This window comes from Cohaesibacter sp. CAU 1516, assembly GCF_005771485.1.
GTDB classification, from domain to species: domain Bacteria; phylum Pseudomonadota; class Alphaproteobacteria; order Rhizobiales; family Cohaesibacteraceae; genus Cohaesibacter; species Cohaesibacter intestini.
Window position 1 is genome coordinate 553,381 of record NZ_VANT01000002.1, and the last position, 13,122, is coordinate 566,502.

The following is a 13,122-nucleotide window of genomic DNA, read 5'->3' on the forward strand; positions in this document are numbered from 1 at the left end:
GCTGTTGACGGGCGGGATCAATCGGCTTCTGCGAAGCTTTCGCGCAAGGATGGCAATATTCAGGCTCTTTCAGTGAGAAAGAGCCTCTCTTGACAGCTTAACGTGGCTGGACCGGATTTTTCGGGTCTGCCTCACCCGTCAGCGCTTCGCGCATCTGGGTTTCGATCATCAATCGCCGGTCCGGGTTGGTGATTTTCGCTCCCGTCAGGTCGGTGACATAGAAGGCATCGACCACGCGCTCCCCAAAGGTGGTGATATGAGCCGACTGGATGTCGAGATTGAGCGCCGACAGGGTGCGGGTCAGCGCCGACAACAGGCCCGGACGGTCCAAACCCTCCACCTCGATCACGGTCGACTGGTTGGACAGGTCATTGTTGACCGTCACCTTCTTGCGTGGCCGGAAGGTCTGGAAGCGATTCTTGTGGCTTTCCTTCTGGCTGACCAAGGGCGGCAGGCGGGTTTCGCCCTTCAAGACCTGAACCAGAAGATCAACCACCCGGTTGGCGCGGCGACGCTCATCCCGGTCCTCTTCAAACTCCCGTTCGAGCAGGATCGTATCCAGCGCCCGCCCGTCGGTGGTGGTAAAGACCATTGCATCGACGATGTTGGCTCCGGCGGCTGAACAGGCCCCGGCAATCATCGACAACAGACGCGGATGGTCCGGTGCCAGAATGGTGATTTCGGTGATGCCCTCGAACTCGTAAGTTTTGATGGCAGTGGCCACCTTGTCCCCATTTGCGTCAGCCTTCAGGATCAGGTCCGCATGCTCTGCGGCGCTGTCCGCGTCGGTGCGAAGCCAATAGGCCGAGTAATGCAGATTGAGATAGGCCTCGATGGTCGCAGGATCCCGGCTTTCCATCCGGTGACGCAGTTTTTCCTTGGCACGGGCTTCCCGCGCATCACGGCTTTGCTGCGAATGACCTCCGGTCAGGATCGGCTCGGCTTCGGAATAGAGCGTGCGCAGCAACTGGCCTTTCCAGCCGTTCCAGACGCCCGGACCGACGGCCTTGATGTCGACGACGGTCAGGATCAGCAGCATCCGCATCTGCTCCATTGTCTGAACGACGTTGCAGAAATCGAGGATTGTCTTGCGATCCGCCAAATCTCGGGATTGGGAGACCTGGCTCATGGTCAGATGTTCCATCACCAGCCATGCCACCTGTTCGGTCTGCTCTTCATTCAGCCCCAGACGGGGGCACAGCTCTTGTGCCACGCGTGCTCCGGCGGGCGAGTGGCTTTCCGGGCGGCCTTTGGCAATGTCATGCAGGAACACCGCGACATAAAGCACCACACGGTCATAGATGTTGGGGACCAGCTCGCTGGCCAGTGGATGCTCGTCATTCAGCCGTTGCTTCTCGATTTCCGACAGGATGCCGACCGCACGCAGCAAATGTTCATCGACCGTATAATGGTGATACATGTTGAATTGCATCATCGCCACGATGCGCCCGAATTCAGGGATGAAACGCCCCAGAACCCCGGCCTCGGTCATCCGCCGGAGGACATTTTCCGGGTCGCCGCGCGAGGTCAGGATCCGCAGGAAGATTGCATTGGCTTCCTTGTTGGTGCGCAAGTCCTGATCGATCAGTCGCAAATTGTGGCGAATCGCATGCATTGCATCAGGGTGGAAGGAGAGATTCTCCCGGTCCGCTAGCTCGAAGATCCTCAGCATATTGACCGGATTGTCCTTGAAGACCTCTTCACCGACCACGGACAGGCGGCCATGATCCACGATAAAGCCGTGGGCATCGCGGATCTTGCGACGACGAAAGGGAATGGCTGCGAAGAAGCGGTTGATGCCCGGCGCCTGCTTGCCAAAGTCCTCTTCCAGAGCGGCACAGAAGATGCGGGTGATTTCCCCCACTTCCTTGACCACCAGAAAATAGTGCTTCATGAAGCGCTCGACCGCACTCTGGCCCGGATGGCTCTTGTAGCCCATCCGCTCGGCCAACTCCCGCTGGACGTCGAACGACACCCGTTCCTCGGGTCGGTTGGCGACGAAGTGCAAATGGCAACGAACGGTCCAGAGGTGATTGTTGACCTTGCGAAAGCGGCGATATTCCTCATCGGTGAAGACCCCGGCCTCAATCAGGTGGCGGGCCCGACGCACCCGATAGGCATATTGGCCGATCCAGAACAAGGTATGGATGTCCCGAAGCCCGCCTTTGCCCTCTTTGATATTGGGCTCGACCATGTAGCGCGAATCGCCCTGCTGATCATGGCGGGCATCCCGCTCGGCCAGTTTGGCGGCGATGAATTCGGCACTGGTGCCGCGCATCACGGACTTGTCAAACTTCTCGATCAGCTCATCGAACAGGGCCTTCTCGCCATCCAGATAGCGGGCTTCCAGCATTGCGGTGCGGATGGTGATGTCCGACTTGGCCAGCCGGACACATTCTTCCAGTGTCCGCGTCGCATGGCCGACCTTCTGGCCCAGATCCCACAGCATATAGAGGATATATTCAACGACGCTTTCCCCCCAGGGGGTCTGCTTGTAGGGCAGCAGAAACAGCAAATCGATATCGGAATGGGGCGCCAGCGTCGAGCGACCATAGCCTCCCACCGCAGCAATGGCCAACCGTTCGGACGAAGATGGATTTTCCACCGGAAACACCCGTTCAATCGCAAAGCGATAAATCAACCGAATGATCTCGTCTTCCAGATAGGACAGGCGGATGGCGCAATAGATCCCCATCCCGTCTTCGCTCAGAAGCTGCTCGGCGCGTTGACGGCCGGTCTGGAGGATATCTTTCAGCAGCAGCAGAATTTGCCCCCGGACCTTGAAATCGGCTGCATTTCCCCCGCCATCGGCGACGATCTGTTCCATTTGCGCGCGCGCGGCCTCACTGTCGATCAAACCGTCATTTTGGGGGGAGACTGTCATGGTCTTGGCCTTCTCTTTATTGGCTTTGTCTTCAGCGGGCATGTCCGAACAGGGCTCGGAGCGGGGCTGGTTTTGCACGCTTCTCTTCGAGCTGTGCAGTCAAGCAAGTCTTGCGCCAATGTGCGCCGCCCGTGCACCATCGTCAAGGCTCCCAGCCGCAAGGAGCCTTGATCTGGACGTCAGATCCCCTCAGATGAGGGCTTTCAGCCGATAGAGCGCTTCATGGGCTTCGCGCGGACTAAGATCGTCCGGGTCAATGGTCTCCAGTTGCTCCCGCAAGGCATCCACCTGAGGCTTGACCACTTCTTGGGCAGGTGCCGAAAAAAGAGGCAGATCATCAATGGTCATGGCGGGTGATTGCCGGTCCCCTTCTTCCAGATGCTCCAGCACATCGCGCGCCCGATGGATCACCGTATCGGGCAAACCGGCAAGCTTGGCCACCTGAATGCCATAGGAGCGGTCTGCAGCGCCGGGCACGATTTCATGCAGAAAGACCACGTCTCCCTGCCATTCCTTCACCCGTACGGTGGCATTCATCAGCCGATCGAGCTTCTCATGCAGCACCGTCAATTCATGATAATGGGTGGCGAACAGGGCCCGCGAGCGATTAACCTCATGCAGGCTTTCGATTGTTGCCCAGGCGATGGACAGGCCATCGAACGTTGCCGTGCCACGGCCAATTTCATCCAGAATGACAAGGGACCGTTCCCCGGCCTGATTGAGAATGGCTGCGGTCTCGACCATTTCCACCATGAAGGTCGAGCGCCCACGCGCCAGATCGTCCGCAGCACCCACACGGGAAAACAGCCGGTCGATCAGCCCGATATGGGCCTCGTCTGCGGGCACGAAGGCCCCCATCTGGGCCAGAATGGCAATCAGCGCATTTTGTCTCAGGAAGGTCGACTTACCGGCCATGTTGGGGCCAGTCATCAGCCAAATCCGGCCATTCTGCTGGCTGTCATCGGGCCCGAGATCGCAATCATTGGCGACAAACTGCTCGCCCCCATCCCGCGCCAAAGCCAGTTCAACCACCGGATGACGTCCGCGTTCCACCCGAAAGGCAAGGCTATTGTCCATTTTCGGGCGGCTATAATTCTGCTCGTCCGCAAGGGTCGCCAGCGCCGCAGACACATCAAGCACCGCCAGCGCTTGGGCTGCCTGCTGGATCATCGGCGAGGCCGCCAGAATGTCATCGCGCAGGCGCTCAAAGATCGACAGCTCAATGGCGATTGCCTTTGCCCCGGCAGATGCGATCCGTGCCTCCAGATCGGCCAGCTCGGTGGTGGTGAAACGCACCACATTGGCCAGTGTCTGGCGATGGATATAGGACTTGTTGATTGGCTCGGACATCATCTTGTCCGCATGGTTGGCGGTCACCTCGACAAAATAGCCCAGCACATTGTTGTGCTTGACCTTCAGTGCCTTGATCCCGGTCTGCTCCGCATACTGGGCCTGCAGGGAGGCAATCACCCGCCGGCTTTGGTCACGCAAAGCGCGCAATTCATCAAGGCTGGCATCATAGCCTTCACGAACGAAGCCGCCATCACGCTTTTGCAAGGGCAATTCGTCGACCAAAGCTGCGGACAAGAGCAGACCCAGCTTTTCCGGCATGGCGCCAAGCGCCTCGCGCGCCTCAGCCAGCTCAGTGGGCAGGGCTTCAGCCCCCACATGGCTGGCGATCTGCGACAGAATGGTGAAAATCGCCCCGAAACCACTGCGTATGGTCCCCAGATCCCGCGGCCCGCCGCGATCAAGCGACAGACGGGACAGGGATCGTGGCATATCCGGCGTGGCTTTCAGCGCGTCGCGCAAGTCGTCCCTCAGGCCCGTCTGTTCCAGACACCAGGCGACAGAGTCCTGTCGCGCCAGGATCTCATCAAGTTGCGCCAGAGGGGCAGCAAGGCGCGCCGCCAAGAGGCGTGACCCGCCACCCGTCACCGTCCGGTCGATGACCGACAGAAGACTGCCTTTCTTGTCGCCGGACAAGGTGCGCACCAGCTCCAGATTGGCGCGGGTGGCCGCATCGATCGACATGGTCCGGTTGGACAAGTCCCGCTCCGGCGGCGACAGGGGCGGTCGTGCCCCCAACTGGGTCTTCTCGACATAGGCCAGCACGGCACTCGCCGCCATCAGCTCGACCCGCTCGAAGTGCCCATGGCCATCAAGGGTCGACAGGCCAAAATAGTCCAGCAGGCGGCGTTCGGCGCTCGCCCCGTCAAAAAAGGCTCGAGGCACCGGCGAGAAGCTCGCCCGCAGCATATCCTGCAACGGCCGGATATCCTCTTCGCCCAGCATATGGTCAGCGACAATCACCTCGCGTGGATCAAGCCGCGCCAGTTCGGCCCCCAGTCGCAGTTGATCAAGCTCCAGAACGCCATAATCGCCGGTCGACATTTCCAGCCAGGAAAGGCCATAAAGATGTCCATCCTCCCCCTTTTTCACGCGGGCGATGGCTGCCAGATAGTTCGAGCTGGACGCATCCAGCAGACTGTCCTCAGTCAGGGTGCCCGGCGTCACCAGCCGCACCACATCCCGGCGCACCACCGATTTTGACCCGCGCTTCTTGGCTTCTGCCGGATCTTCGGTCTGCTCGCAGACGGCCACCTTGTAGCCAAGGGCAATCAGTCGCTCGAGATAGCCTTCGGCCGCATGAACCGGTACGCCGCACATCGGGATATCATCACCCAGATGCTTGCCGCGCTTGGTCAGGGTAATACCGAGTGCCTTGGAGGCTTCAACCGCATCCTCAAAGAACAACTCATAGAAATCGCCCATGCGATAGAAGAGTAGGCTTTCCGGATTGGCCGTTTTGATTTCGAGAAACTGCTCCATCATCGGCGTTGGCTTGTGGGTAGACTTGCTAGTCTCGGCGCTGGCGGCTTTGTTGTGCGTCTCTTCGGACATCTACTTACTGGACTTCCTGTTTGAGGCTTTCAATAATGTGGTTGTCAGGGCGACTCTGTTTTGTACGGATTGCGGCAACTTAACAATCCTCAAGGACCGAGACCACAGACTGGGCCAAATAGCCAGATTGTTAGTTGGCCATGACGCGTTAATGTGCATAACTGCCAGTGATACTATTTTCGAAAATCTGCAAGTAGAATCTCGAAAATGGGAGGACCAGTGCCCGCTTGCACAACGGGTGCATCAAGACCGGAGGAGTACACAGTGGGTGATGACAATGTAAAGGCAGGCGTTTCCGTAACCGACGAAGAAGCGCTGATTTTTCACCAAAAAGGCCGTCCCGGCAAAATCGAAATCGTGGCCTCAAAGCCGATGGCGACTCAGCGCGATCTGTCGCTGGCCTATTCGCCCGGCGTGGCGGCCCCCGTTCGCGCGATTGCCGAAGATCCCTCAACCGCCTTTGACTATACCGCGCGCGGCAATCTTGTGGCCGTGATTTCCAACGGGTCTGCAATTCTTGGCCTAGGCAATCTGGGGGCGCTGGCCTCCAAGCCGGTGATGGAAGGCAAGGCCGTTTTGTTCAAGCGCTTCGCCGACATTGATTCCATCGATCTGGAAGTGGATGCTCAGGACGCGGATGTCTTTATCGAAGCGGTTCGCCATCTTGGACCGTCCTTCGGTGGCATCAACCTTGAAGACATCAAGGCGCCGGAATGCTTCATCATCGAACAGAAGCTGAAGGAAGTCATGGATATTCCGGTCTTCCATGACGATCAGCATGGCACGGCCATCATTGCCGCCGCCGGTCTGTTCAACGCGCTGCACCTGACCAACCGCAACATCAAGGATATCAAGCTGGTCTGTAACGGCGCCGGTGCCGCTGGCATCGCCTGCATCGAGCTGATCAAGGCGATGGGTGTGCCCCACGAAAATGTCATTCTGTGTGATACCAAGGGTCCCATCTATCAGGGCCGCAAGGAAGGCATGAATCAGTGGAAGTCGGCGCACGCGGTCAAGACCGATGCCCGCTCTCTGGAAGAGGCCCTGAAAGGGGCCGACGTCTTCTTCGGCGTCTCCGTCAAGGGCGCGCTGACGCCGGAGATGGTTGCCGTCATGGGACCCAATCCGATCATCTTTGCCATGGCCAACCCGGATCCGGAAATCACCCCGGAAGAAGTACAGGCCGTGCGCGATGACGCGATTGTCGCCACCGGTCGCTCGGACTATCCCAACCAGGTCAACAATGTGCTTGGCTTCCCTTACATCTTCCGCGGTGCACTTGATGTGCGGGCGACCGAAATCAACGACGCGATGAAGATCGCCGCTGCCCGTGCCTTGGCAGATCTCGCCCGTGAGGATGTGCCCGACGAAGTCGCTCACGCCTATCAGGGCAATCGGCCGAAATTTGGCCCGGACTATATCATTCCGGTGCCGTTCGATCCGCGGTTGATCTCTTCGATTCCACCAGCGGTGGCCCGCGCTGCCATGGAAAGCGGTGTGGCGCGCCGCCCATTGGTCGATCTGCAATCCTATGCCCAGCAATTGAGTGCCCGTCGGGACCCGCTCGCCTCCACGCTCCAGCGCGTCTATAGCCGGGTGCGCCGCAATCCGCGCCGGGTGGTCTTCACCGAGGGTGAGGAGGAGCAGGTCATCCGCGCAGCGGTGTCCTTCGTCAATGAAGAGCTCGGCACAGCGGTGCTGGTCGGGCGTGACGACAAAATTCGCAGACGAGCCGAGGAAGCGGGCATCGAAATCAACCGTCCGGGGATCGAACTGGTCAATGCCCGCCTGTCGACCCGCGTCGAGGATTATGCCGACAATCTCTATCGTCGCCTGCAGCGCAAGGGCTATCTCTATCGCGACTGTCTGCGCATGGTGAACAGTGACCGCAACATCTTTGCTGCGTCCATCGTTGCCATGGGCGATGCCGATGCCATGGTCTCCGGTGTCACGAGGAACTATTCCGTCGTGCTCGAGGATGTCCAGAAGGTTATTGATCCGCGGCCCGGCCATCGGGTGGTCGGTGTGACGATTGCGCTTTGCAAGGATCGCACGGTGCTGGTGACCGACACGGCCGTCCACGACATGCCGACCGCTGAAGAGCTGGCCGACATTGCCGAGGAAGCCTCCGGTGTTGCCCGCAAGCTCGGCATTGAGCCGCGCGTCGCCATGCTGGCCTATTCCACCTTTGGTCATCCGGAAGGGGAGCGCTCGGACAATCTGCGCGATGCGGTGCGTATCCTCGATCGTCGCCGCGTCGATTTTGAGTATGATGGAGAAATGGCTGCCGATGTCGCTCTGAATGGCGACTTGATGGCCGCCTATCCGTTCTGTCGTCTGTCGGAACCGGCCAACGTGCTGGTCATGCCTGCTTTCCACGCAGCCTCCATCTCCACCAAGATGCTGCAGGAGTTGGGCGGTGCGACCCTTCTCGGTCCGCTGCTGGTCGGCCTCGACAAGCCGGTGCAGATCTTGCCGCTTGGTGCGACCGACGTCGAGATTGTCAATATGGCAGCCCTTGCCGCCTACAATCTCGGATCCTGATGTCAGGCATACCGGTCCATGAGATCAAAAATAAAAAAGGCCGCTCGTTCGAGCGGCCTTTTGTGTGTCGTAGCACCGGATTGAGGCATGCCCTCAGTTATGTTGCGCAACCGCATCCTGCACATGGGATGTGCTGTAATGCTGCACATATTTCGGATCGATATTCTCGATAGGCATGATGATGAAGACATCGGTGGTGCCAAACTGGTGATCCACCATGGCGCTTTCACCAAAGTAGCAGCCAATGCGCATATAGGCCTTGAGCAACGGCGGCAGCTGACGCAACGCCTGCTTGTCATTGATTGCGTCCGGGTCTGCCTGAGCCAGTGGCACGCGGATATGCGGCCAGGCTTCCACTTTCCAGTCTTTGGGAGGTTTGCCCACCTTGGACAGGAAAGTCAGCGGCTCGGCCAGTTCTTTCGGATCCGTTCCGGACAGGGAAGCGCAGCCGATCATCACATCGATCTTGTGGATCTGGACATAGGCCCAAATGCCCTGCCAGAGCAGTTCAATGGTGCGTTTGGTGCGATAGTCCTTCAGCACGCAGGAACGGCCAAGCTCCAGAAAACGATGCTCGGGATGGGCATCAAGAATTGGCTGGATGTTGAACTCGTTGGCCGAATAGAAGCCACCATAGAGATTGGCCATTTCCTGTCGCAGCAGGCGATAGGTGCCAACGATACGTGGTTCCTGGCGTCGGAACTTCTTCTTTGGTGGTTCATGATCGAGCACCAGAAGATGATCGCAAATGGCGTCAAACGCATCCGCATCCCGACGGGTGAATTTGGTGTGACTGTCGGGCTTGGCCGCCATTTCCTTGTAGAAGACCTTGTAACGCAGGCGTTGGGCCTTGCGGATTTCCCCCTCGGTCTGTGCGAGGCGAATTTCCAGCGAGCCAACCCGTCCCAGCGTGATCGGCATCGAGCTGATTGGTCGACCATCACGCAGGCGATTGCGCCTGAGGGCTGCGAGAATCTTCTTTGGCAAGTCGGGCGTCATAAACGAGGATTTGCCATTCTGCGCACCATTAGGGAAGGCTGAGGGCTCTTTGTCCAGCATCGCCATTGGGTCGTTTCCCCTTCATTCCGTCATTTCATTTTTGATTCGCGGTGACGGCGCTTCGCTATCAGATTTGTGCCTTGTTTTCGGGATGTCTGCAACTATTTGTGTCAAAATGGTCGCCCATGTCCGTCACCGAGGCAAGCAAACTGGTTGTTGCTGCTTTTCGCGGAGCGATAGCATCCCTAAAGCACAGAATTGTGACGGTTTCCGCCCTGACCAAGGCTTTTGCGGATGATCTCGACAAGGGTGTCCGGCTCGACGGGTTTGACGATGAAGTCGCCAAAGCCATGGTTGAGGCATTGTTGTCGGGTTTCCTCCAGCGCGTCAGCAGTGAAAGCCAGTTTTGGGATCGAGCGGCCAAGCGCCGCGTCCCGACATTCAAGCGCATCAAACAGGGTGATGCCATCCATATCCGGCATATGCAGGTCAAGCAGTGCCAGATCAAACTGTGCCCCCGAGGCATATAGCTCAAGGGCCGCCTCCCCGGACTTGGCCATGGAAATGGTCATGCCAGCCTTTTGCAGCGCCGTGCTGGCGAGCAAGGCGTTGATTTCATTGTCCTCGACCAACAATATGTGCGCCGCTGCGGCTGGAGGGGCAAGAGTCTCTTCCCCTCCAGCCTGGTCGGTCCGTTTGGTCTGGTCCGTTTGGTCAGGAAAATCGGGATGGGCCCGCAAGGCAGGATGCCCCAGCAGAGCCTGATATAGCGAGCTTTGCCGCACTGGCTTGACCAGATAGGCGGTGATGCCACTGTCGCGCATTTGCGGAATGACACGCCGCTCTCCCGGCTCCAGCAGGATGATCCGGCTTTGCGGCAAGGGCCGTGTCAGGCTGCCGCCCCGCAAAGGATCGAATCCTGCCAATATGCAGGCAACCTTGTCCGGCTCGGCCCCATTGATCAGCAGGTGGTCCGGGGTCATGTCAGTGCCGGTTTGCTGCCAGTCTTCAAGGCTGAAGGGATGAAAATCGATGCCCCAATCCTGACAATAGGCATAGAGCGCACGGCTGTCGGCCTGTGTCAGGTCAATGCCGACCAATTGATGGCCGCGCAGAGACACCGCCTCCTGCGGCGCAACAGGGGGGTGACCATCGCCGGTGTCCGTGGTGACCGCATCCTGTTCGTCGCCTGTCAGCCAGTCACCCTTCAGCCGCAGGGTGAAGGTGGATCCTTTGCCGACCCGGCTGACCAGATCAATATCACCGTCCATCAGCCGGGCCAGACGCCGGGAAATCGCCAGACCCAGCCCCGCTCCATCATGGGGGCGGGTGGTGGACTGATCCGCCTGCTCGAATTCCTCGAACAGCCGTGAAATCATGGATTCGCTGATGCCGGGGCCGGTATCGCGGACCGACAAAAGCAGCGTTGCCTGCTCCCCGTCCAACAAGGGACCTTCGCAGTCGAGCGACAGGTTGATTGCGCCCTCGTTCGTGAACTTGATCGCATTGCCAAGCAGATTGACCAATATCTGCCGCACCCGCACCGGGTCGATCAGCATCTTGTCGGGCACCGATTGTCCGACCCAGGAAGCGACCGACAAGCCCTTCTCCTGCGCATCCGGGGCCAGCAGCTCCAGCACGTCCTCCATCAGCCGGGCCGGCGAGGTCCATTCAGACCGCAAGGTGAGCTTTCCCGCCTCGATCCGCGACAGATCCAGCACATCATTGACCAGCGCCAGCAATGCGGTACCCGATTGACGCAGAGCCTGATTGTAATTGCTTTGCTCGGCAGACAATGGTGTCGAATCCAGCAGATTGGCCATGCCGATAATGCCATTCAGCGGGGTACGCATTTCGTGACTGATGGTCGCCAGAAAGCGCGACTTGGCCTCGCTCGCCGCTTCCATCCGTTTGTAGGCGGTGATGTCGCGGGCAATCAGCAGGCGCAATCCGTCTCCACCCCCTTGACGCAAACTGGTGCGCATCAGGGTCTCGGTCCAGCGGAACCAGGTGTCGCCCTGTTTGGTCGGCATTTGCCGCTCCCATAAGGGTTCCCCTTCATGCCGTCCCCCGGTGTGAGGGTCATCCCCCTCGTCTGTCACCAATTGGCCGCTGGCGGGATCGGGAAGAAACGGTGAATGGCTGAGATTGGCCTCAAAATACCGCTCAAAAGCATCATTGGCATAGCGAATATGCCCGTTGTCATCGAGATGCAGCAGGATATCGTCCTGCCGATCCAGCAGGGTGCGATATTTCTGCTCCGCCTCGCGCAATTCCCAATTCTGGTCCTGCAAATGCTCGCATTGTAGGTCGATTTCCTTCAATTGCTGCTGAAGATGGGCTTCTTTGTCCGGTTGTCGTGTTGGATTGCCCACTGTGCCGACCAGATGCACAATGAATATCATCCCAGCCAGCGCCCAGAGGCTTGCTCCCAGCCAGATCCAAGGACCCGTCAGGGTCAAGGCAAAGGCCCCGATGGCCAGCGCCAGAAAGCCAGATGCAAGCAGCACGGGACGCAGGCGACTTGATGGCTTGGGCCGATCCTGTCGGGAGTGAGAAGGCTGGGCACGCATGAATTCTTACCGATGGTGACGTTTCGAACTTTCTAGCACAAGGCGGTGACCAAAGTCTTTCCAGTTGTGCGAATTGGCCCGCTATGCCTGCTGATCGTAGCGGCAAGTGGAACGAACGGTCTGAAAAGGACCGGCTGCTGGATTCTACCATTGCATTTTCTGTCAGGCTGCATAGGTTAGTGAACCGCTCTGTCACGAAGCCAATGGAGGAAGCCATGAGCACAATGTCCCGCATTGAAATCGAAGCCACCGGTGGACCGGACCAGATGAAGCTGGTCGAACGGGACATTCCTGCGCTCGCGCCGGGCCAGATTCTGGTCCGTCATGATGCCATTGGTGTCAATTTCATCGACGTCTATTTCCGCTCCGGCCTTTATCCAGTCCCACAATGGCCTTCTGGGTTGGGCCGCGAGGCTGCGGGCATTGTCCAGTCGGTCGGTGAAGGGGTCTCTCATATCAAGGCAGGCGACCGGGTTGCCTATTGCTCCGGTGCGATGGGCTCTTATGCCACCCATCACGTGATCGACGCAAAGGTGGCCGTGCTGTTGCCCACCTCGATTTCCTCCAAGGATGCGGCAGCCTCCCTGCTGAAGGGCCTAACAGTGCAATATCTTATCCGTCAGATCTATCCGGTCAAAGCGGGGGAGACCGTGCTGTTTCATGCTGCTGCCGGTGGGGTCGGCTCCCTGGCGGTCCAGTGGCTCAAGGCGCTCGGAGCCAAAGTCATCGGCACGGTCGGTTCAGAGGAAAAAGCCGAACTGGCCAAGAGCTTGGGCTGCGATTGCGTCATCAATTACCGCACCGAATCGGTTCCGGAACGGGTTCTGGACTATACGGGTGGTGAAAAACTGCCCGTGGTCTTTGATGGGGTTGGCAAGGATACCTTCATGGACGGCCTCGAGTGCCTGCGACCACGAGGCCTCCTGATTTCCTATGGCAATGCGTCTGGGCCGGTGGAAGGGGTCAATCTTGGTATTCTCGGGGCCAAGGGCTCGCTGATGGTCACCCGCCCGACCCTTTATGATTTCATTTCCACGCCGGAAGACCTGGCTGCCGCCAGCGGTGATTTCTTTGAGGCATTGGCCTCAGGTGGCATCAAGATCACCCCGCCAACTGAATATGCGCTGGCCGATGCTGCCAAGGCCCATGCGGATCTCGAAGCCCGCAAGACCACCGGATCATTGATCCTGATCCCATAAGGGAAATCATGTCGTTGTC

6 protein-coding genes are annotated in these 13,122 nt (G+C 58.7%); 2 read left to right on the forward strand and 4 right to left on the reverse strand.

Going from position 1 to position 13,122, the window contains the following annotated elements; translation table 11 throughout:
• Nucleotides 1-97: 97 nt before the first annotated feature.
• Both FDK21_RS09445 and mutS read right to left on the reverse strand, forming a co-directional pair.
• On the reverse strand, nucleotides 98-2,926 hold the full coding sequence (locus FDK21_RS09445) for a [protein-PII] uridylyltransferase (RefSeq protein WP_138148365.1): 2,829 nt from the start codon (nucleotides 2,924-2,926) through the stop codon (nucleotides 98-100).
• A gap of 147 nt (nucleotides 2,927-3,073) precedes the next feature.
• Nucleotides 3,074-5,788, reverse strand: coding sequence for a DNA mismatch repair protein MutS (gene mutS, locus FDK21_RS09450; protein ID WP_138148301.1), 2,715 nt, complete (start codon nucleotides 5,786-5,788; stop codon nucleotides 3,074-3,076).
• 264 nt (nucleotides 5,789-6,052) lie between these two features.
• Between mutS and FDK21_RS09455 the strand changes: the two genes are divergently transcribed.
• Nucleotides 6,053-8,332 carry an NADP-dependent malic enzyme gene (locus tag FDK21_RS09455; protein WP_245418336.1) on the forward strand — a complete coding sequence of 760 codons (2,280 nt, stop codon included), beginning with the start codon at nucleotides 6,053-6,055 and terminating at the stop codon, nucleotides 8,330-8,332.
• Nucleotides 8,333-8,425: 93 nt separating this feature from the next.
• Here the strand turns inward: FDK21_RS09455 and FDK21_RS09460 are convergent, their stop codons facing one another.
• Complete coding sequence (locus FDK21_RS09460) at nucleotides 8,426-9,397, reverse strand: GNAT family N-acyltransferase (protein WP_246657535.1); 972 nt, start codon at nucleotides 9,395-9,397, stop codon at nucleotides 8,426-8,428.
• Nucleotides 9,398-9,576: 179 nt separating this feature from the next.
• Nucleotides 9,577-11,904 (reverse strand): PAS domain-containing hybrid sensor histidine kinase/response regulator, encoded by a 2,328-nt coding sequence (locus FDK21_RS09465; protein ID WP_138148302.1) that lies wholly within the window; start codon nucleotides 11,902-11,904, stop codon nucleotides 9,577-9,579.
• A 224-nt stretch (nucleotides 11,905-12,128) separates the two neighbouring features.
• On the opposite strand from FDK21_RS09465, the gene FDK21_RS09470 reads away from it, so the two are divergent.
• Nucleotides 12,129-13,103 carry a quinone oxidoreductase gene (locus tag FDK21_RS09470; protein ID WP_138148367.1) on the forward strand — a complete coding sequence of 325 codons (975 nt, stop codon included), beginning with the start codon at nucleotides 12,129-12,131 and terminating at the stop codon, nucleotides 13,101-13,103.
• Nucleotides 13,104-13,122: the final 19 nt, after the last annotated feature.